This is a genomic window from Breoghania sp. JC706, assembly GCF_037026715.1.
Lineage (GTDB): Bacteria > Pseudomonadota > Alphaproteobacteria > Rhizobiales > Stappiaceae > Breoghania.
Genome location: NZ_JBANCG010000003.1, coordinates 326,446 through 345,125 on the forward strand (window position 1 = coordinate 326,446; position 18,680 = coordinate 345,125).

21 protein-coding genes and 1 other RNA gene are annotated in these 18,680 nt (G+C 65.1%); 14 read left to right on the forward strand and 8 right to left on the reverse strand.

What is annotated here, in order from left to right; genetic code table 11:
- Window positions 1-24: 24 nt before the first annotated feature.
- The 4 genes from V2L18_RS07360 to tkt form a co-directional block, all read right to left on the reverse strand.
- Window positions 25-1,221 carry a phosphoglycerate kinase gene (locus tag V2L18_RS07360; protein WP_336177380.1) on the reverse strand — a complete coding sequence of 399 codons (1,197 nt, stop codon included), beginning with the start codon at window positions 1,219-1,221 and terminating at the stop codon, window positions 25-27.
- 45 nt (window positions 1,222-1,266) lie between these two features.
- Window positions 1,267-1,860, reverse strand: a complete 594-nt coding sequence (locus V2L18_RS07365) for a GNAT family N-acetyltransferase (RefSeq protein ID WP_336177382.1) — start codon at window positions 1,858-1,860, stop codon at window positions 1,267-1,269.
- Between the two features lie 249 nt (window positions 1,861-2,109).
- A complete protein-coding gene (gene gap, locus V2L18_RS07370; RefSeq protein WP_336177383.1) occupies window positions 2,110-3,120 on the reverse strand; it encodes a type I glyceraldehyde-3-phosphate dehydrogenase in 1,011 nt (336 codons plus the stop codon).
- 81 nt (window positions 3,121-3,201) lie between these two features.
- Window positions 3,202-5,211: a transketolase gene (gene tkt / locus V2L18_RS07375; RefSeq protein ID WP_336177385.1), complete on the reverse strand. Its 2,010-nt coding sequence runs from the start codon at window positions 5,209-5,211 to the stop codon at window positions 3,202-3,204.
- A 606-nt stretch (window positions 5,212-5,817) separates the two neighbouring features.
- Between tkt and V2L18_RS07380 the strand changes: the two genes are divergently transcribed.
- The 8 genes from V2L18_RS07380 (at window position 5,818) to V2L18_RS07415 (ending at window position 10,193) form a co-directional block, all read left to right on the forward strand.
- Window positions 5,818-6,099 (forward strand): DUF4164 domain-containing protein, encoded by a 282-nt coding sequence (locus V2L18_RS07380; RefSeq protein WP_107990622.1) that lies wholly within the window; start codon window positions 5,818-5,820, stop codon window positions 6,097-6,099.
- Between the two features lie 4 nt (window positions 6,100-6,103).
- On the forward strand, window positions 6,104-6,481 hold the full coding sequence (gene zapA, locus V2L18_RS07385) for a cell division protein ZapA (RefSeq protein ID WP_336177387.1): 378 nt from the start codon (window positions 6,104-6,106) through the stop codon (window positions 6,479-6,481).
- Window positions 6,482-6,563: 82 nt separating this feature from the next.
- Window positions 6,564-7,250: a YafY family protein gene (locus V2L18_RS07390; RefSeq protein ID WP_336177389.1), complete on the forward strand. Its 687-nt coding sequence runs from the start codon at window positions 6,564-6,566 to the stop codon at window positions 7,248-7,250.
- A gap of 99 nt (window positions 7,251-7,349) precedes the next feature.
- Window positions 7,350-7,733: a VOC family protein gene (locus V2L18_RS07395; RefSeq protein ID WP_336177390.1), complete on the forward strand. Its 384-nt coding sequence runs from the start codon at window positions 7,350-7,352 to the stop codon at window positions 7,731-7,733.
- Between the two features lie 127 nt (window positions 7,734-7,860).
- Window positions 7,861-8,017: non-coding RNA, 6S RNA (gene ssrS, locus V2L18_RS07400), on the forward strand.
- 121 nt (window positions 8,018-8,138) lie between these two features.
- Window positions 8,139-8,633, forward strand: coding sequence for a hypothetical protein (locus V2L18_RS07405; protein ID WP_336177392.1), 495 nt, complete (start codon window positions 8,139-8,141; stop codon window positions 8,631-8,633).
- A gap of 134 nt (window positions 8,634-8,767) precedes the next feature.
- The gene (locus V2L18_RS07410) at window positions 8,768-9,346 is read left to right on the forward strand and encodes a 5-formyltetrahydrofolate cyclo-ligase (RefSeq protein ID WP_336177394.1); all 579 of its coding nucleotides are present in this window, start codon (window positions 8,768-8,770) and stop codon (window positions 9,344-9,346) included.
- 28 nt (window positions 9,347-9,374) lie between these two features.
- On the forward strand, window positions 9,375-10,193 hold the full coding sequence (locus V2L18_RS07415; protein WP_336177395.1) for a TIGR00282 family metallophosphoesterase: 819 nt from the start codon (window positions 9,375-9,377) through the stop codon (window positions 10,191-10,193).
- Between the two features lie 49 nt (window positions 10,194-10,242).
- On the opposite strand, the gene V2L18_RS07420 is transcribed toward V2L18_RS07415, so the two are convergent.
- Window positions 10,243-11,745 (reverse strand): aldehyde dehydrogenase, encoded by a 1,503-nt coding sequence (locus V2L18_RS07420; RefSeq protein ID WP_336177396.1) that lies wholly within the window; start codon window positions 11,743-11,745, stop codon window positions 10,243-10,245.
- A gap of 264 nt (window positions 11,746-12,009) precedes the next feature.
- Here V2L18_RS07420 and V2L18_RS07425 point away from each other — a divergent pair, with 264 nt between their 5' ends.
- On the forward strand, window positions 12,010-12,759 hold the full coding sequence (locus V2L18_RS07425; protein ID WP_336177397.1) for a YebC/PmpR family DNA-binding transcriptional regulator: 750 nt from the start codon (window positions 12,010-12,012) through the stop codon (window positions 12,757-12,759).
- Window positions 12,760-12,860: 101 nt separating this feature from the next.
- On the opposite strand, the gene V2L18_RS07430 is transcribed toward V2L18_RS07425, so the two are convergent.
- Genes V2L18_RS07430 through V2L18_RS07440 form a run of 3 tightly spaced genes read right to left on the reverse strand, consistent with a single transcriptional unit; the run spans window position 12,861 to window position 14,606 of the window.
- Window positions 12,861-13,325, reverse strand: coding sequence for a hypothetical protein (locus V2L18_RS07430; RefSeq protein WP_336177398.1), 465 nt, complete (start codon window positions 13,323-13,325; stop codon window positions 12,861-12,863).
- Window positions 13,300-13,800, reverse strand: coding sequence for a GNAT family N-acetyltransferase (locus V2L18_RS07435; protein ID WP_336177399.1), 501 nt, complete (start codon window positions 13,798-13,800; stop codon window positions 13,300-13,302). The genes V2L18_RS07430 and V2L18_RS07435 overlap by 26 nt, the downstream gene beginning before the upstream one ends.
- A 41-nt stretch (window positions 13,801-13,841) precedes the next feature.
- Complete coding sequence (locus V2L18_RS07440; RefSeq protein ID WP_336177401.1) at window positions 13,842-14,606, reverse strand: sulfite exporter TauE/SafE family protein; 765 nt, start codon at window positions 14,604-14,606, stop codon at window positions 13,842-13,844.
- Window positions 14,607-14,992: 386 nt separating this feature from the next.
- On the opposite strand from V2L18_RS07440, the gene ruvC reads away from it, so the two are divergent.
- The 5 genes from ruvC (at window position 14,993) to V2L18_RS07465 (ending at window position 18,612) form a co-directional block, all read left to right on the forward strand.
- Window positions 14,993-15,514, forward strand: coding sequence for a crossover junction endodeoxyribonuclease RuvC (ruvC, locus tag V2L18_RS07445; protein WP_336177403.1), 522 nt, complete (start codon window positions 14,993-14,995; stop codon window positions 15,512-15,514).
- Between the two features lie 13 nt (window positions 15,515-15,527).
- On the forward strand, window positions 15,528-16,145 hold the full coding sequence (gene ruvA, locus V2L18_RS07450) for a Holliday junction branch migration protein RuvA (protein WP_336177404.1): 618 nt from the start codon (window positions 15,528-15,530) through the stop codon (window positions 16,143-16,145).
- Between the two features lie 397 nt (window positions 16,146-16,542).
- Window positions 16,543-17,580 carry a Holliday junction branch migration DNA helicase RuvB gene (gene ruvB, locus V2L18_RS07455; RefSeq protein ID WP_336177405.1) on the forward strand — a complete coding sequence of 346 codons (1,038 nt, stop codon included), beginning with the start codon at window positions 16,543-16,545 and terminating at the stop codon, window positions 17,578-17,580.
- Window positions 17,581-17,693: 113 nt separating this feature from the next.
- Window positions 17,694-17,852 carry a DUF3096 domain-containing protein gene (locus tag V2L18_RS07460; protein WP_336177407.1) on the forward strand — a complete coding sequence of 53 codons (159 nt, stop codon included), beginning with the start codon at window positions 17,694-17,696 and terminating at the stop codon, window positions 17,850-17,852.
- Window positions 17,853-18,000: 148 nt separating this feature from the next.
- On the forward strand, window positions 18,001-18,612 hold the full coding sequence (locus tag V2L18_RS07465; protein WP_336177408.1) for a helix-turn-helix domain-containing protein: 612 nt from the start codon (window positions 18,001-18,003) through the stop codon (window positions 18,610-18,612).
- Window positions 18,613-18,680 lie beyond the last annotated feature (68 nt).

Consider the following 18,680-nt stretch of genomic DNA (forward strand, 5'->3'; position numbering starts at 1 on the left):
GATGATCTTGATGAGGGGGTCGCTCTACTTCGCGGTTTCCAGCGCCGCGACGCCGGGAAGGACCTTGCCTTCCAGCCATTCCAGAAAGGCGCCGCCGGCGGTGGAGACGTAGCTGAAATCCTGCGCCACGCCGGCATGGTTCAGCGCCGCCACCGTGTCGCCGCCGCCTGCGACCGACAGCAGGTCGCCCGCCTTCGTGCGCGCGGCCGCATGGCGTGCCGCTGCAACCGTCGCCGCATCGAACGGCTCGATCTCGAACGCGCCGAGCGGGCCGTTCCACACCAGGGTCGCAGCTGCGTCGATCTTCGCCTTCACGGTCTCGATGGATTTTGCGCCCACGTCGAGGATCATCGCGTCGGCGGGCACGGCATCGAGCGCGACGGTCTCGCAGGCCGCGTTTGCCTTGAATTCCTTTGCGACCACCGCGTCGGCCGGCAGCACGATCTCGCAACCGGCGCTCTTCGCCTTTTCCATGATGCGGCGCGCGGTGTCGGCGAGATCATGCTCGCACAGCGACTTGCCGACGTCCGTGCCCTTGGCCGCAAGGAACGTGTTGGCCATGCCGCCGCCGATCACCAGCATGTCGACCCTGGCCACCAGATTTTCCAGAAGGTCGATCTTGGAAGACACCTTCGCCCCGCCGACGACCGCGAGCACTGGGCGCTTGGGGGAACCGAGTGCGGCACCCAGCGCATCAAGCTCCGCCTGCATGGTGCGCCCGGCGCAGGCCGGCAGCAGGTGGGCGAGACCTTCGGTGGAGGCATGCGCGCGGTGGGCTGCGGAAAAGGCGTCGTTCACGTAGACATCGCCGTTCTCCGCCAGTGCCTTGGCGAAGTCGGGATCGTTCTTTTCTTCACCCTTGTGATAGCGGGTGTTTTCCAGCAGCAGGATGCCGCCCGGCACCATCTTCTCAACCGCGGCCTTTGCCTCCGGTCCGACGCAATCGTCGGCGAAATCGACAGAGAGGCCAAGCAGCTCGGAAAGCGGGCGCACGACGGGCTTCAGCGACATGGAGGCCACGCGCTCGCCCTTGGGCCGGCCGAAATGGGCCAGCAAGATGACCTTGCCGTTCTTCGCCGCGATGTCGCGAATAGTCGGCAGCACCCGTTCGATGCGCGTCGTGTCGGTGACCTTGCCGTCTTCCATCGGGACGTTCAGATCGACGCGCACCAGAACGCGCTTGTCCGCGAAATCCATGTCGTCGAGAGAGCGGTAACCCATCCCCGTCCGTGCCTCCATCCGTCTGTTGTTCTCCGCCGTGCCTTCTCAAGCGTCTCCGGCCCGGTCAAGTTCCTTGATCATCAGGATCCACCGCTTCGTTGCGGTTTTCCAGCCGTCGCATACCACATCCCGTGCGGCAATTTCGCGATAACCGGTGCGCTCGTAAAGCCTGCGCCCGCCGTCGTTGTCGTCGGCGACGATGATCGACATGCGCGAAAGTCCCTCGTCGCGCGCAATCTCTTCGGCGATGCCCAGAAGGCGGGTGCCGTGACCTTTGCCGCGATGATCGGGATAGGTGGCGAGAACGTTCACGTAGCAGCTCTCGGGGGCGAGGTTCTCAAGCTCCTGCAGCGGCACGAACATCGCAGGCATGTCATCGGTGGGGACCGGATCGGTTCCAATGCCGTAGCCCATGAGCACGGCAATGGCGCCGCCGCCCTCGTCCACGACCACGATCTGCCCGTCCTCCGCCTTTTCCGCCTGCCGGGCGCGGCCGATCGCCCACGGATCCTGTCCGTTCTCGGCCATGCAGGCCCACAGGTGAAGCGGCAGTCCATCGCCGGCGAAATTGACGAGATCGGCAAGCGCCGCCGCATCCGACGGCGTTGCGACGCGCAAAGGAGGAAGGAGAGGTATCACTGGTCGCGCACTCCGTATCCGTGGCCCAGAGCCTATTCCCATCAGATCTTTCCGATCTGATGGGAATAGGCTCTGCTCAAGAGATTGATCTGGAGCGATTTTCCATCGACCAGGCGATTCCGTCTGGAAGGATAAGCGCTCTGGAACCGAAACGCGGTACGCTTCTCCGAAATGCCGGAAAGTGCAGGCAGGCGGAGAACGCCAGATAGAAAAAGGGCGCGGCCGTTGTCGCCCGCGCCCTTCGTCAGATCAGATGTGCTTGGCCATCGCCACGGCGGTGTCGGCCATGCGGTTGGAGAAGCCCCATTCGTTGTCGTACCAGGACATGACGCGCACGAAGGTGCCGTCCATCACCTTGGTCTGGTCCATGTGGAACGTCGAGGAGTGCGGGTCATGGTTGAAGTCCATGGATACCAGCTTCTCGTCGGTGAAGCCGAGGATGCCCTTGAGTTTGCCGTCGGCGGCCTTGCGGATCGCCTCGTTGATCTCCTCGACGCTCGTCTCGCGCTTGGCGATGAACTTGAAGTCGATGACGGAGACGTTCGGCGTCGGCACGCGGATGGCAACGCCATCGAGCTTGCCGTTGAGTTCGGGCAGCACCAGGCCGACGGCCTTGGCCGCACCCGTGGAGGTCGGGATCATCGACATGGCCGCGGCGCGCGCCCGGTAGAGATCCTTGTGCATGGTGTCCAGCGTCGGCTGGTCGCCGGTGTAGGAGTGGATCGTCGTCATGAAGCCCGTCTCGATGCCGACGGTCTCGTTGAGGACGTAGGCGACGGGCGCCAGGCAGTTGGTGGTGCACGAGGCGTTGGAGACGACGAGATCGTCCTTCGTCAGCGCATCGGTGTTGACACCGAAGACGATGGTCTTGTCGGCACCCGCGGCCGGCGCGGAGACGAGGACGCGCTTGGCACCGGCCTCAAGATGCATCGAGGCCTTCTCCTTGGCGGTGAAGATGCCGGTGCATTCCATGGCGATGTCGACGCCGAGCTCGCCCCAGGGGAGTTCCTTCGGGTCGCGGATGGCCGTCACCTTGATCGGCTTGCCGCCGTCGATGACGATGGCGTCGCCGGCGACCTCGACCTTGGCGGGGAAATGGCCGTGCACGGAATCATGGCGCAGCAGGTGGGCGTTGGTTTCCACCGGGCCCAGGTCGTTGATGGCCACGACCTCGATGTCGGTGCGGCCAGATTCCACGATTGCGCGCAGAACGTTGCGCCCGATTCGACCGAAACCGTTGATTGCGACCTTCACCGCCATTTCGTCATACTCCTGTCTGCGCGCCGTCCGGCGCCGTCCGTCCGTTTCAGGATGCAAAAGCCCCGGCGAACATGCCGGAACTCACTCCTCCGTCGTCTTTTCCAGGGCCTCCAGGCGGGCCTTGGCCTTCGATACGGCTACCTCGGCGGTAATGCCGAAATGCTCGTAGAGTTCCTTGTAGGGGCCGCTGGCGCCGAAGCTGTCCATACCGACGAAAAGCCCGTCGTCGCCAATGAAGCGCGACCAGCCCATCTCGATGCCGGCCTCAACCGCGATCTTCACCGGCGCGGTGCCGATGATCGAGCTGCGGTAGTCGTCCGACTGCTTCTTGAACAGCTCGAACGACGGCACGGAAACGACGCGGGTCGGGATGCCGTCCTCGGTCAGCTGGGCGTGGGCGGCCATCGCGATCTCGACTTCCGAGCCGGTGGCGAACAGTGTCACCTTCGCCTCATCGTCGCAGGAACAGACCTCGTAGGCGCCGTTGGCGCAAAGGTTCTTCGCCTCGAGCGTAGTGCGGAAGGCGGCGAGATTCTGGCGCGTCAGCGCGAGCACGCTCGGCCCGTTGCGGTTCTCCAGAGCGATCTGCCAGCATTCCGCCGTCTCCGTCGCGTCCGCCGGACGCAGCACGAGGAGGTTGGGAATGGCGCGCAACGCCGCCAGATGCTCCACAGGCTGGTGGGTCGGACCGTCTTCGCCAAGACCGATGGAATCGTGCGTCATCACGTAGATCACGCGGATGCCCATCAGCGCCGAAAGCCGGATGGCGGGGCGGCAATAGTCGGTGAAGACGAGGAACGTCCCGGAATAGGGGATGACGCCGCCGTGCAGCGCCATGCCGTTCATCGCGGCGGCCATGCCGTGCTCGCGGATGCCCCAGTGAACGAAGCGGCCGGAGAAGTCGTCCGGCGTGATCGCCTTCATGTCCTTGGTGCGGGTGTTGTTGGAGCCGGTGAGGTCGGCTGAACCGCCGATCGTCTCCGGCACCGCCGCGTTGATCGCCTCCAGAGCGACTTCCGAGGCCTTGCGGGTGGCGAGCGAGGGCTTCTCCTCGGCAAGCTTCGTCTTCAGTGCGCGAATCGCGTCGCCGAGCGCGGAGGGCAGATCGCCGCGCTGGCGGCGTTCGAACTCGGCCCGGGTGACGGCGTCGGCGGCCTCGAAGCGCTTGGCCCACTCGGTGTTGGCCTGGGCGGCGCGCAGGCCGGCGATGCGCCATGCGTCGCGGATGTCGGCCGGGATCTCGAAGGGTTCATCCGTCCAGCCGAGCGCCTCGCGGGTGATCTTGATCTCGTCGGTGCCGAGCGGCGAGCCGTGGGCGGAATTCTTGCCGGCCTTGTTGGGTGAGCCGTAGCCGATGGTCGTCTTGCAGGCGATCAGGGTCGGGCGGTCGGATTTGCGCGCGGCCTCGATCGCGGAAGCGATCTGCGTTGGATTGTGGCCGTCGATGCTGACCGTCTCCCAGCCGCAGGCCTTGAAGCGCGCGAGCTGGTCGGTCGAATCGGACAGCGAGATCGAACCGTCGATGGAGATGCCGTTGTCGTCCCACAGCACGATCAGCTTGTTGAGCTTCAGGTGCCCGGCGAGCGAGATCGCTTCCTGGGAGATGCCTTCCATCAGGCAGCCGTCGCCGACCAGGGCGTAGGTATGGTGGTTGACCAGATCCTTGCCGAATTCGGCCTGAAGCATGCGTTCGGTCATCGCCATGCCGACGGCGTTGGCGAGGCCCTGGCCGAGCGGGCCGGTGGTCGTCTCGATGCCGCCGCCGTGGCCGTATTCGGGATGACCGGCGGTCCTGGCGCCGAGCTGACGGAAGTTCTTCAGCTCCTCCAGCGTGAAGTCCTCGTAGCCGGTCAGGTGCAGCAGCGAATAGAGCAGCATCGAACCGTGGCCGGCCGACAGCACGAAGCGGTCCCGGTCGGCCCACTTGGGCTCTGTGGGATCGAAGCGCAGGAAGCGGGTGAAGAGGACGGTGGCAATGTCGGCCGCCCCCATCGGCAGGCCGGGATGGCCGGAATTGGCCTTCTGCACGGCGTCGATGGAGAGGAAGCGGACCGCGTTTGCCATCCGGTTGTGTTTGTCGAGATCGGTCATCTGATACCTGTGGCCCGAGCGGCCGGAGCGGTTGCCGCGATCGTCCGAGGTTCTGGTTTAATAAATAAGGAGGCGATGCTTGGAGAGCAGTCGCCGACACCCCGGCCCTGCGAGGCGGCACGACAAATAGCAGGAACGTTCCTTGAGTCAATGCAAGCGCTTGGGCAAGGGGGCGGGCCGGTCGTCCTCCCGATTACGTTGGGGGATCGGGCCCGCTGGGGGCGTCCGCCAACTCCTCGAGCTGTGACTTTTGTACATGTCATTTCGCAAGATCGCCGTCCAAGCACCGGCGATTGTTGACGGACTGGCGAATGAATGCCTAAGCTTCTGCGAAGCCGGATCCTGCCCGGCCGCGCGACGGAGCGGCCGGTGGGAGCGACATATCGACCGCGATCGTTCTCCGGAAAACATCGGCAAAATTGTCGGCCTCGGTGCAATCGTCTCTCGGGTTCGACGCACACCTTCCGGGAAACGGCCGCGTCCTGCACCGCAGTCCGGCAAGCACATCCGGCGATCGGGCCCGCTCAACGGCGGCCAATGCCGGGAATGGGGACCGAGTTTACGGCCGGAACGTTCCGTGCCAGGCGGTTTTCGCACGGGAAAAGTATGAGCCAGGCCAGCAAACTCGATGCGGCTTTTCAGCGACTTTCGGCATCGATCGGGCAGCTTGAAGCGGCCGTGAACCGCCGTATTGCCAGTGAAAAGACCGTCGGCGCCCTGCAGGACGAGCTGCAGCGGCTGAACGAGGACCGCGCCCGGCTGGCGGAAACGCTGGACGGCGCGGAATCGCGCTCCGACCGGCTGGAAAAGGCGAACAAGGAAGTCTCGCGCCGCCTCGTCTCGGCGATGGAATCGATCCGGACAGTTCTGGAAAGCCACGGAGGCTGATGGCATGGCTCAGGTCAGCGTGACGATCAACGGCCGCGCCTATCGCATGGCCTGCGACGACGGCGAGGAGGAGCGGCTGATGGGGCTTGCCCGCCGTTTCGACGAGACGATCGGCGAATTGCGCGGAAGTTTCGGCGAGATCGGCGATCAGCGGCTCACCGTCATGGCGGGCGTGATGATGACGGACCTGCTTTCCGAGGCGGAACGGCGGGTGCAGACGCTCGAAACGGAACTGTCGGCGCTGCGCGAATCGCGCGAGGCTGCGCTCAGCCGGACAGCGGAAAGCGAGACGCAGCTCGCCGTCCGCGTCAGCGAAGCCGCGGGCCGGATCGAGGCGTTGGCGGCCGAACTCAACAAGTCGGTGCGCGAAGAGCAGGGGTGAGGCGGTTGCTGCCGTTTTCTGGCAGGATGGTCGGCTAGAGCGGGGCGCCTGCCCGGGCCCTCTAACCTGAGACCATGCTCGCATGTCGCGTTCCGAACGTCTGTTCGATCTTCTCCAGCTCTTGCGCGGTTACCGCAGGCCGGTGAGCGGGGCGACGCTTGCCGCCGCGCTGGATGTGAGCCTGCGCACGCTTTATCGCGACATCGCCAGCCTGCAGGCGCAAGGCGCGGAAATCGAGGGCGAGCCCGGCGTCGGCTATGTGTTGAAGCCGGGCTTTCTGCTGCCGCCGCTGATGTTTTCTGAAGACGAGATCGAGGCTCTGGTGCTCGGCATGCGCTATGCGGCCGGACGTGGAGATGCGCGTCTCGGCGCGGCCGCCTCCAGCGCGCTCGCAAAGGTCGGTTCGGTGTTGCCGAAGGATCTGCGCGAGACCCTAGACACCTCCACGCTTTTCGTCGTTTCCAACGAGCGCCAGCCCGATGAACCGATCGATCCGGCCCGTCTGCGCGATGCGATCCGCCGCGAGCGGGAGCTGGAAATCGAGTATCGCACGGGCGAGGGCGTTGCCAGCCGGCGCATCATCTGGCCCTTTCTGCTCGGCTTCTTCGATCACGCGCGTGTCACGGTCGCCTGGTGTGCCTTGCGTCAGGACTTCCGCGCCTTTCGCACCGACCGGATCCTGTCCATGGCCGAAACCGGGAGGCGTTATCCGCGTCGCCGTCAGGAAATGCTGGCACGGTGGCGCGAGAAGGAGGGCATTCAGACCTGATGCAGGGCTCTTCCGGTGGATGCGGAGAACAATGCTGACAGGAATTGGCAGCATCGGCGTCTAGGGTCATTCCCGTGATTAACCAACGGGAGTTCCCCCATGTCCACAGGCGACTACACCCTTCTCTATGTCGACGACATTTCCGCAAGCCGTGCCTTCTATGCCGGCATGCTCAAGCGCGAGCCGGTGGAGGACAGCGCCACCTTCGTTCTTTTCATCCTCGATTCCGGCGCCAAGTTCGGCCTGTGGAAGCGCGATGAGGTGCAGCCGCCGGCCGGCCCGCGGGGCGGCTATGCCGGCGAATGCTGCTTCTCCGTCGCGGACGAGGCCACCCTCGATCGGATCTTTGCCGAGGCGAGCACACGCGGCCTGCCGATTGCCCAGGCGCCGGCCCGGATGGATTTCGGCTACACTTTCGTCTTGCTCGACCCGGATGGAAACCGGCTGCGCGTCTTCGCACCGGCCATGGCACCGGCTGCTTGATCCAGGCACCCGCGGACCAAGCGTCGGGCCACTTTGCCCGGCGCTTTTCCCCGATCTTCTCGGAGAATCTGACATAGGGTATACGGCCTCTGGCGCCGGCGCCCCGCTAGCCCTATATCTGTCACCGGCGTTGCTGCGCTGCGCGTTAGAAGACTGAATCCCCGGGGCCTTAATGATCCCTAAGGGAGCTGTACCTGACCGGGCCCGTGGGCTCGGGCAAACGGCGCCCACCTACGTTGTAGGTTTCCCGGGATCACACTCTCGACGGCTGCCGTGGCTTCGCCAGTCCATCTTCCCGAAATCGCCTTCCCCAGCGTTCTCGCCGATCCGCGCTCGCGGCTTGGTTTTGCCCAATTCATGCTGCGTTTTCTGCGCGGTGCAACAGTGGCATCGAAAGGACGCGGCATGCCCGAACCGACATTCACTCCCTTCAACGAAACGGCCGCCGGCGACGCGTCTTCCGGCGCTGACGTGCCCGAGTTCTTCGACATCACCGCCGCGGCCACCGGACAGGCCGCTGCAGAGCAGGCCGGCGGGGGGCGGAACATGCCGGAGCGACTGCCCAGCGACGGGTTCGTTACCGGCGATCCGGAAGACGCGATTCGTCGTGCGGCGGCCACGGCCGTATGCGATGCGGCGGCCTATCTCCAGAAATCGCAGAAGGTTGGGGAAGCGGCGCTCGCGCTTGCCTTGGCACGGCTCGAAGAGGGGCGGGATGCCGCCGGCGCGCGCGAGTTCGCCGCCGCCGGGCAGGAGGCCGTCGGCGCGGCGGTGGAGAACCTCGCAAAGGTGAGTGAGGCTGCGGAGGCGCTGCTGAGCGGTCTTGCGCGCGGGACCGGCGAGCCGAGCTTCATGGACGTCGTCTCAGACGCGGAACTCGATATTCAGGCGGACCGCTGAGCGGGACTTTGCGACGCGGCTGAATTGCGCCTCGCCTCTTTTCTTGCGTGAAAATGAGGGATACGAACGGCATTCGATGCGCCTGCGCGCCGTATGGCGGTGCAGGAGAACAGCCTTCTCGTCAGGAATGCCAGGTGGACGACCGATTGTTCGATGCGACCAAGGAGGGCTTGCGCGCCGCAGCCCTTGCCCGGCGCGGTGCGCTGGAACCGTCCGCGCGTATCGAGGCGGCGCTTGCGGTCGCGGAGCGGGCCGGCGAACTGGATCTTCCCACAGGCGCGATGGTGTCCGGCTTCTGGCCGATCCGCGACGAGATCGATCCTCGCCCGCTGATGAGCGCCCTGCGCGAGCGCGGACACGGGCTGTGCCTGCCGGTGGTGGCCGAGCCGCATCTGATCTTTCGCGAACTCCTGCGCGGGGCGGAGCTCGTTGCCGCCGGCTTCGGCACCGTCGCGCCCGGTCCGCAGGCGGCCGAGGTCGTGCCGGACGTCATGCTGGTGCCGATGGCGGCCTTCGACCGTGTCGGCCATCGCATAGGCTACGGCAAGGGCCATTACGACCGCGCCATCGAAGCCATTTCAGCCCGCCGCACGTTGCGCTTGATCGGCGTTGCCTATTCGGTGCAGGAAATCGAAACCGTTCCGTTCGAGGATCATGACCGGCCGCTCGACACGATCGTGACCGAGGCGGAACTCATCCGGTGCCGGACATGACCAGAACCAACAGACACGGGGATGCCGCATGAGGCTCTTGTTCCTGGGCGACCTTGTAGGGCGCAGCGGCCGCAACGTCGTGATCGACCGTCTGCCGGGGCTGGTGGAGCGCTGGCGGCTCGATTTCGTTGCGGTCAACGGCGAGAACGCCGCCGGCGGCTTCGGCATCACCGAGGAAATCTGCCAGGACGTGATCGATGCGGGCGCGGATGCCGTGACGCTCGGCAACCATTCCTGGGACCAGCGCGAGGCGCTCGTCTTCATCACCCGCCAGGACCGGCTTCTCAGGCCGGTGAATTATCCCAGGGGCACGCCCGGGCGCGGCGCGCATCTCTACACTGCGCGCAACGGCGCCAACGTTCTCGTCATGAACGTCATGGGCCGCATCTACATGGACGCGCTCGACGATCCCTTCGCCGCCGTCGGGCGCGAGCTCGATGCCTGTCCGCTCGGCCAGGTGGCGGACGCGATCATCATCGACATGCATGCCGAGGCCACCAGCGAGAAGCAGGCGATGGGCCATTTCGCCGACGGTCGCGCCAGCCTCGTCGTCGGCACCCATACCCACGTGCCGACCGCCGACCACCAGATCCTGGAGGGCGGCACGGCCTACATGTCCGATGCCGGCATGTGCGGCGACTACGACGGCGTGCTCGGCATGGAAAAGGAAGAGCCGCTTCGCCGGTTCACGACCAAGATCCCGTCCGGCCGTTTCACCGCCTCTCTCGGCGAGGCGACGCTGTGCGGCGTGGCTGTGGAGACGGACGATGCGACCGGGCTCGCGATCAACGTCGCGCCGGTACGCATCGGAGGCCGGCTCAGCCAGGCCTTGCCGGATTTCTGGTGAGTGCAGGCTGAGGCGCGAAAACGCGCCCTTACTCCTTTTCCGCCGTCCGTCAGAAGAACCGTACCATCCGCCTGAGCACCCAAAGCGGCGTCTTGTAGGGCGGGTAGATCATCCCGCCTTCCGGCTTGAGCGCCCGGCGCACGATCGCGCGCTGGTGGGAGAAGGCGTCGAAGCCGGCCTTGCCGTGATAGGCGCCCATGCCGCTCTCCCCGATGCCGCCGAAGGGCAGGCGGGTGTTGACGACCTGCGACAGCGTGTCGTTGATCGCGGCACCGCCGGACGGCAGATGGGCGAGGATGCGTTCCTGCGTCGCGCGGTCGCCGGAAAACACATAGAGCGCCAGCGGCTTCGGCCGGTTCTTCAGGATGATCAACTCGGTGTCGAGATCCTCGTATGCCATGATCGGCAGGACGGGCCCGAAGATCTCGCCAGCCATCAGCGGATGGGACCAGTCGATGCCGGTGACGAGCGTCGGGGCGATGTAGCGCTCCGCCCGGTCGCTCTCGCCGCCAGCCACGATCTCGGCGCCCTCCATCAGCGCTGTCAGCCTGTCGAAGTGGCGCTCGTTGACGATGCGTCCGAAATCCGGGCTCGCCTTCGGCACGTCGCCGTAGAATTTCGCGATGGTCTCGATCAGCTTTTCCTGCAGCGCGTCCTTGATGGAGGCGTCGGCGAGGACGAAGTCGGGCGCGATGCAGGTCTGTCCGGCATTGACGAACTTGCCCCAGGCGATGCGCCGGGCCGCGATGTCGAGATCGGCGTCCGCGGTGACGAAGCAGGGGTTCTTGCCGCCAAGCTCCAGAATGACGGGCGTCAGATGCCGCGCGGCGGCAGCCATGACGGTGCGGCCGACCGCGGTGCCGCCGGTGTAGAAGATCAGATCGAAGCGTTGGTCGAGCAGCGTTCTTGAGACGTCCGCCTCGCCTTCGAAGACCGCCACATGATGGGGCTTGAAGGTCTCGCGGATGATCCGGGCGATCACGGCGGCGCTTTCGGGTGCCGATTCCGAGGGCTTGACCACCGCGCAGTTGCCGGCGGCGATCGCGGGGATGAGGGGCCCGAGCGCAAGCTGGAAGGGATAGTTCCAGGGTGCGATGATCAGCGCGGAGCCGTAGGGCTCGGCCTCGATGCGGCTGGCGGAGCGCAGCGACACGAGTGGCGAGCGCACGCGCCGGGGTTTCGACCAGCCGCGCAGCTTCTTCAGCGTAACGTCGATTTCGTGCAGCAGCAGCGCGATCTCGCTCGTGTAGGCTTCGGTCTTCGGGCGGCCGAGATCAGCGTGCATCGCGGCGAGGATGTCCTTTTCGGCCGTCACGATGGCCTTGCGCAGTGCCTTCAGGCTTTGTCGGCGGAATGCGAGATCACGGGTGAAGCCGGTGCGGAAGGCGGCGCGCTGGTAGGCGGCGATGGTCGACAGTCCGGTATCGAAGATGTTCGGCGACGGGGAGGGACGGGCGGGAGAGGGGTCTGACTCTTCTGCGGGTTCGACCTGTTCTTCAGGCTCGCTTTCAGCGGTCAGGGCCGCTTCTTGCTGTTTCATCGTGTCGGCCATGTCGCTTGTCCTTGCTCGTGCGATCGTGTGAAATGACCCTGCCCTGTCTCATGGTTGCAAAGGTGGGGCGGCCGAGGCGTTCACTCAATGCCGCAAGATCTGCGTTGTTGCCGCACCCCCGCTGGATTTCTGCGGCGTTGCGAATTATAAGCGCCCCTTGAAGCCATTTCCGCGGAGCGTCGTGTGCGCTGGCGGGCCTTTCGCACGAAGGCCCCGCGCGCCCTCTCCGGCGGCGAAATCCCGAAACGAGATGCCAGGTAGCTCATGGCCGGACATTCACAGTTCAAGAACATCATGCACCGCAAGGGCCGTCAGGACGCGGTGCGCTCGAAGCTGTTTTCCAAGCTGTCGAAGGAAATCACGGTCGCCGCGAAGGTCGGCGGGCCGGATATCGACGGCAACCCGCGCCTGCGCCTCGCCGTGCAGAACGCGCGCGCCCAGTCGATGCCCAAGGACAACATCCAGCGGGCGATCAACAAGTCGCAGGCCGGCGATGCCGACACCTACGAGGAGATCCGCTACGAGGGATATGGTCCCGGCGGCGTCGCGGTGATCGTCGAGGTGCTGACCGACAACCGCAACCGCTCCGCCTCCAACGTGCGCTCCTATTTCACCAAGACCGGCGGCGCCATGGGCGAAACGGGCTCGGTCGCCTTCATGTTCGACCGGGTCGGCGAGATTGTCTTCAAGCCGGATGTCGGCGATGCGGACACGGTTCTTGAAAAGGCCATCGAGGCGGGCGCCGACGACGTGCAGTCGGATGAGGATGGTCACACGATCTACTGCGCGTTCGAGGATCTGGGCGATGTGTCCAAGTCGCTCGAAGCCGATCTCGGCGAAGCGGAATCGATCAAGCTGATCTGGAAGCCGCAAAACAACACCGAAGTCGACGAGGAAAAGGCCGGCACGCTGATGAAGCTGATCGGCATGCTCGACGACGACGACGACGTGCAGAACGTCTACACGAACTTCGAGGTTTCCGACGAGGTCATGGCGAAGCTCACCGCCGCCTGAGGCCCCCGGGATCTCCTGAAATGACGAAAGACGGAAGTCGCGGCTTCCGCCTTTTTTCTTGGCCGATTGCCGGGCCTCAGGCGAGGGATCTGCCGGCGCGTTCAGTTAACCGGATTCAGACAAGCCGTTGCGCCGGATAGAAGGGAAATGATGCCATTGCGTATGTCGTCGCGATGGTCCAGTGGCATTTCCGTCCAGACTTCGCGGTCCTCGTCGCGAACTTTGATGAGAAAATCGTGCTCACCATTCGAGAAAGCCGACAGCGATCCGGACGCGGAGTATCCGAGCCTCGTCTCTTTCTTGAAATCACTCGAGCTGAACGTGACGCTCCATATGTAGTCGCCGTGTTCATTAGCTTCGATTTTTAGCTCGAGCGGCATACCATTGTATTTTTCGCTGTTCAAAGTTCCCTCCAGATCTTGAGAAAAAGGTCTTGCTGAATTCGATTGAGCGTATGTGCGCACAGTGACATCCGGGCTGAAGCCAACCGGGGTCATGCTCAGAAAGTTTGTTTCGGGCGGTTCGCGCCTTTTCGCTGTTTCAAGCCCAGATGATCTGCCGTTCATAGATATCCGCTGGAAGGCCGCTGTCGCCGCCGCAATCGCTCGTCTCGCCGACCTTTTCGAAGCCGTGCGCCTGATAGAAACCGACGGCCTTCGCATTGGCGGGGGCGACTTCCAGCCTCAGGATCGTTGCGTCGGGAAAGGCGCCGTTGACCTCTTCCAGCAGGGCCGTGCCGATGCCCTTGCCCTGGCAATCGGGGCTCACGTAGAGCTGATACAGCATCACCCGCTTCTCATGCTCCGTCGAGCGCGCGGCATAGGCCATCCCGCCCAGACGCGTGCCATCATCCGCAACGACGAATTCCGAATGCGGCCGGTTCAGGCGGGCTTCCAGCGCTGTCACCGAATGCCACGCCGCGACGATCTCGTCGACCTTCTCCGCACCGTATAGGCGGTCATAGGTGTCGTGCCAGGTTTCGGCAAGCAGCCTGGCAATGGCTGGCAGATCGGGCCTTCCGGCCGTGCGGACAAAGAACACGCAATGCTCCGGGGTTGGTCTTGTGAGGGGCAGTCTGCGCCTTACCTGAGCACGCCGTCCAGTGCCGGCAGCGAGCCGAGGGCGGCGAGGGCGACGAGGGTGTAGGCAACGCGCCGGAACGTCTTTTCCGAGGCGAAGGTGAAGAGCCGCGTGCCGATGAAGAGCGCCACCGCATTCGCTGGCATCAGCACCACCAGAAGGCGGGCCACTTCCATCGTGAAGAAGCCGTTCCACCAGAAGGCGGCAAAGGCGCCGAGGCTGGAAATGGCGAAATAGACGATGAGATTGGCGCGGATGACCGGGGCGGCCGATGGCCCCGACATCCAGAACGCGATGACCGGCGGCCCGGAAATCTGCGATACGCCCGACAGGAACCCGGAGGTCATGCCGACGCCGCAGGAAATCGGCAGGGTGGGGCGGCCCTTGTAGCGCCAGCCGGACACGAGCAGGGCCAGCAGCGCCAGAACCAGCAGCGATATCCCCCAGCGCAGCAGCCTCGGGTCGCTGTGGGCGAGAACCGCTGCCCCCAGCGGCACCGTCAGCATGGCGGCGGCGACGGCCGGCAGGATGGTGCGCCAGTCGCAGATCCTCACCGCCCTGACCGCCATCGGCAGGGCGAGGATGTCGTCCATGACCAGGAATGCGGCAGCCGCGAGACGCGGATCGATCACCGCGCTCGCCACCGGCATGAAGATCATCGCGCCGCCGAAACCGGCAAAACCGCGCACCGCCCCGCCGACGGCCGCGGCCAGGCAGACGAGGAGAACGGTCGGGTCCGAAAAGGACGGAAGGAATTCGCTGAGCATGGAAGGGCTTTCGGCGGCAGGCGCGAATCGGCGGGTGACCTTGCGGAGTGTAGGGGCAGGCGCGCGAAGCGTCGCGGAAATTGGCGAGGCTGTCGGCAGGAGGTGCAGGTATCCTGCGGCTTGCTCCCCTCTCCCCCCTTGCGGGGGAGATGTCACGCCTTCGCGTGACAGAGGGGGGTAAGGCCGCTTGCGCCGAGCCCGCCGCCTCACCCCCCCTCTGTCGGCTACGCCGACATCTCCCCCGCAAGGGGGGAGAGGGGTGCAAGCGGTCAGGGCTTGGCTGAGGCTCAGCCCGCGCCAGTTTCCCTCGGAAAACCGTCCCCACTTGCACCTCTTTTCCCGCGCCGTCTGGTGCCCGCCGTCATTCGGCGTTACCTGTTTGTTCTATGAACCCGACGATTCGCATACTCGGTATCGACCCCGGTCTCAGGAACACAGGCTGGGGGGTGATCGACGTGACCGGCACGAACCTGAAATTCGTGGCCTCCGGCACCGTGCAATCGACCCAGGCGCTGGCGCTGGCGCAACGGTTGGTGGAGCTGCATGACGGGCTGACGCGGGTGATCGAGGAATTCGTGCCCAACGAGGCGGCGGTGGAGCAGACCTTCGTCAACAAGGATGCGGGCGCGACGCTGAAGCTCGGTCAGGCCCGCGGCATCGCGCTGCTGGTGCCGGGACTTAAAGGTCTGCCGATCGGCGAATACCTGCCGAACCTCATCAAGAAGACGGTGATCGGCGCGGGCCACGGCGACAAGAAGCAGATCCGCATGATGGTCCGCGTTTTGATGCCGAAGGCGACGTTCAATTCCGACGATGCGGCCGATGCGCTGGCGATCGCGGTGTGTCACGCCCATCATCGCGGAGCGGCGGCGGCCGCTGCCCGGGTGGCGGCGCGGATCGGGCAATGAGGAGACGGTAGGCGTGATCGGCAAGCTCAAGGGCGTGATCGACAGTTATGGCGACGACTACGTGATCCTCGACGTCCATGGCGTCGGCTATCACGTGCAATGTCCCTCCCGCGTGCTGCAGGGCCTGCCGTCGGCGGGCGAGGCGGCGACACTTTCCATCGAGACCTACGTGCGCGAGGACCAGATCCGGCTGTTCGGCTTCGCCTCGGATCTGGAGCGCGAATGGTTCCGCATGCTGATGACGGTGCAGGGCGTCGGCGCCAAGGTGGCGCTTGGTGTCCTCGGCATCCTGAAGCCTACGGAGATAGCCAATGCCATCGCGCTCGGCGACAAGGCGACGATCGCGCGTGCCCCCGGCGTCGGCAAGCGCGTGGCGGAACGCATCGTGGCGGAACTGAAATCCAAGGCTCCGGCCTTCTCCGATGCCGACATGGGCACCATCCAGGCCAACGACGCTATCGAGGCGAAGTCGGCGCCGCGCCCCGTCGCCGATGCTGTTTCGGCGCTCGTCAATCTCGGCTACGGCCAACCGCAGGCCGCGGCGGCTGTGGCCGCCGCTCAGCGTGCAGCGGGCGAGGATGCGGATACGGGTAAGCTCATCCGGCTGGGGCTGAAGGAGCTTTCGCAGTGAGAGCGGCGTTGGACGCGATCCGCGCTCGCTCGGTTGGGCACCCCTCTCCCCCCTTGCGGGGGAGATGTCGGCGTAGCCGACAGAGGGGGGCAAGCCATACGGCTCGCAACCTGCCGCTCACCCCCCTCTGTCACGCGATGCGTGACATCTCCCCCGCAAGGGGGGAGACGGGTGATCGTTGTACTTGCACGGGCAATCGATTGATATTGGTGTGCGGCCCAGCCTTCGAGACGGCAGCTTCGCGTTCTCCTCAGGATGACGTTACCGTGTTGTCGGTTTCCTCAATTCACCACCAAACACAACGTCATCCTGAGGAGGGGCGTCAGGCCCGTCTCGAAGGATGGGCCAAACGCCCTGATCCTCGCCACCCGCTTTCCCACCCCGTCGAGGCCCGCCCATGAGCGATGACCGGATCGTCTCCCCATCCGAGCGCGGCGACGAGGCGGATACCTCCATCCGTCCTCTGGCGCTTGACGAGTTCGTCGGCCAGCAGCAGGCGCGTTCCAATCTTTCCGTTTTCATCGAGGCGGCGAAGGCGCGCTCCGAGGCGCTCGATCATGTGCTGTTCGTCGGGCCACCGGGCCTCGGCAAGACGACGCTCGCCCAGATCATGGCGCGCGAGCTTGGCGTCAATTTCCGCGCGACCTCCGGTCCCGTGATCGCCAAGGCCGGCGATCTCGCCGCGCTCCTGACGAACCTTGAGGAGCGCGATGTCCTCTTCATCGACGAGATCCACCGCCTGTCGCCAGCGGTTGAAGAAATCCTCTATCCGGCGATGGAGGACTTCCAGCTTGATCTGATCATCGGCGAAGGCCCGGCCGCGCGCTCGGTCAAGATCGACCTGTCGAAGTTCACGCTGGTCGCCGCCACCACCCGGCTCGGCCTGCTCACCACCCCGTTGCGCGACCGCTTCGGCATCCCGATCCGGCTGAATTTCTATACGGTGGAGGAACTGGAACACATCGTGCGGCGCGGGGCCCGCGTCTTCGGCATCGGCATGACGGACGACGGCGCCAACGAGATCGCGCGACGCTCGCGCGGCACGCCCCGCATCGCCGGACGGCTCCTGCGCCGCGTGCGCGATTTCGCGGTCGTTGCCGGCATGGACGCGGTCGATGCGGCGATCGCCGACAAGGCGCTGTCGCAGCTGGAGGTCGACAAGGCCGGGCTCGACGCGTTGGACCGGCGCTATCTCTCCATGATCGCGGAGCATTTCGGCGGCGGACCGGTGGGCATCGAAACCATCGCCGCAGGTTTGTCGGAGCCGCGCGACGCCATCGAGGACATCGTCGAGCCCTATCTCATCCAGCAGGGCTTCATCCAGCGCACGCCGCGCGGGCGCCTGCTGATGCCCAAGAGCTTCGCCCATCTCGGTCTCGCCGTGCCGCAGGGCGCGAGTGCGGCACAGATGGGGTTGTTCTCGGAAGGGGAATAGGCCCGGAGCGCAGGGTCGGCGCAAGCCTCGCTGACGATTGTCACGCATACGTGTCGGGAACCCGATACCGTCTGGCACGTTAGCCGTGCACACTTGAAACCCGGGAGACCCCGATGCTCATCACCACCGCCCATATCGGACCCATCGTCGCGCTGATCGCCGGCATCCTGATCCTGCTCATGCCGCGGCTGCTCGCCTATATCGTCGCGATTTACCTGATCCTCACCGGCCTGATCGGCCTCGGCGTGATCGCCAACGTGCTTGGGGGATAGCGCCTTCTTGCCGGCGCATACGTCCTCTCCGTCGGCGTTCCCCGACATCGTCCGGGGGATGCCGCGCCCTTTTCGCGTATGATGGTGGAGGGTGTGTTTTTGTCCCGCCTTCTTGTATTTCGGAACGAGCGGTCCATATTGATGTGCCATGGACATGACCGCCGCCGATACGAGCACCCGTCGCTCGCCCGAAAACCGCTCCCATGGGCCGGGCCGCCCGCGTGAATACGACACGCAGGCAGTGCTGGATGCGGCGCTCAGGCTTTTCTGGGAACGGGGTTACGAGGCGACATCCGTCGATGCGCTGACGGCGGCGATGGGACTTTCCAAGTCGAGCTTCTATGCCGCCTTCGGCTCCAAGCAGGGTGTGCTTCTGGCCGCGTTGCAATGCTATTCCGACGAGGTGAATGCAGGCTGGGCTGCTCTGGCCGCGCAAGCCGACGCAGACGCTGCCATGGCGCTCGTCACTGCGCTTGCCCGGCCCGAATGCGGCTCGCGCGGCTGCCTTTTCGCCAATATGGTCTCCGAACGGGGGCCGCACGATGCCGAGGTTGCCGATCTCGGCCGCAGGCACTTCGCCCGTATCGAAACCCTCCTTGCCCGCTGCCTCGATCCGCAGGACTCTCACGAGGCCCATGACAAGGCCCGTGCGCTGATGGCGCTGGCCTTCGGCGCCATGATCCTGCGCAAGTCCGGGGTGGCGGCCGACGATGTCCAACATGCGCTCGCGCAGGCCGAGCGCTTGATCAAGGAACCATAAGATGGCCAAATCCAGCTCTATTGAGCATAGGAATGGCGATTATTGGACTAATTGGTCCACAAAGGGCC

Coding starts and splice junctions, on each gene's coding strand:
- V2L18_RS07380 (WP_107990622.1), top strand. CDS start 5,818: ATGAGCCAGGCCAGCAAACTCGATGCGGCTTTTCAGCGACTTTCGGCA.
- tkt (WP_336177385.1), bottom strand. CDS start 5,211: ATGACCGATCTCGACAAACACAACCGGATGGCAAACGCGGTCCGCTTC.
- V2L18_RS07440 (WP_336177401.1), bottom strand. CDS start 14,606: ATGCTCAGCGAATTCCTTCCGTCCTTTTCGGACCCGACCGTTCTCCTC.
- ruvC (WP_336177403.1), top strand. CDS start 14,993: ATGAACCCGACGATTCGCATACTCGGTATCGACCCCGGTCTCAGGAAC.
- V2L18_RS07405 (WP_336177392.1), top strand. CDS start 8,139: ATGCCCGAACCGACATTCACTCCCTTCAACGAAACGGCCGCCGGCGAC.
- V2L18_RS07395 (WP_336177390.1), top strand. CDS start 7,350: ATGTCCACAGGCGACTACACCCTTCTCTATGTCGACGACATTTCCGCA.
- V2L18_RS07460 (WP_336177407.1), top strand. CDS start 17,694: ATGCTCATCACCACCGCCCATATCGGACCCATCGTCGCGCTGATCGCC.
- V2L18_RS07430 (WP_336177398.1), bottom strand. CDS start 13,325: ATGAACGGCAGATCATCTGGGCTTGAAACAGCGAAAAGGCGCGAACCG.
- zapA (WP_336177387.1), top strand. CDS start 6,104: ATGGCTCAGGTCAGCGTGACGATCAACGGCCGCGCCTATCGCATGGCC.
- gap (WP_336177383.1), bottom strand. CDS start 3,120: ATGGCGGTGAAGGTCGCAATCAACGGTTTCGGTCGAATCGGGCGCAAC.
- V2L18_RS07390 (WP_336177389.1), top strand. CDS start 6,564: ATGTCGCGTTCCGAACGTCTGTTCGATCTTCTCCAGCTCTTGCGCGGT.
- V2L18_RS07415 (WP_336177395.1), top strand. CDS start 9,375: ATGAGGCTCTTGTTCCTGGGCGACCTTGTAGGGCGCAGCGGCCGCAAC.
- V2L18_RS07420 (WP_336177396.1), bottom strand. CDS start 11,745: ATGGCCGACACGATGAAACAGCAAGAAGCGGCCCTGACCGCTGAAAGC.
- ruvB (WP_336177405.1), top strand. CDS start 16,543: ATGAGCGATGACCGGATCGTCTCCCCATCCGAGCGCGGCGACGAGGCG.
- V2L18_RS07425 (WP_336177397.1), top strand. CDS start 12,010: ATGGCCGGACATTCACAGTTCAAGAACATCATGCACCGCAAGGGCCGT.
- V2L18_RS07465 (WP_336177408.1), top strand. CDS start 18,001: ATGGACATGACCGCCGCCGATACGAGCACCCGTCGCTCGCCCGAAAAC.
- V2L18_RS07360 (WP_336177380.1), bottom strand. CDS start 1,221: ATGGGTTACCGCTCTCTCGACGACATGGATTTCGCGGACAAGCGCGTT.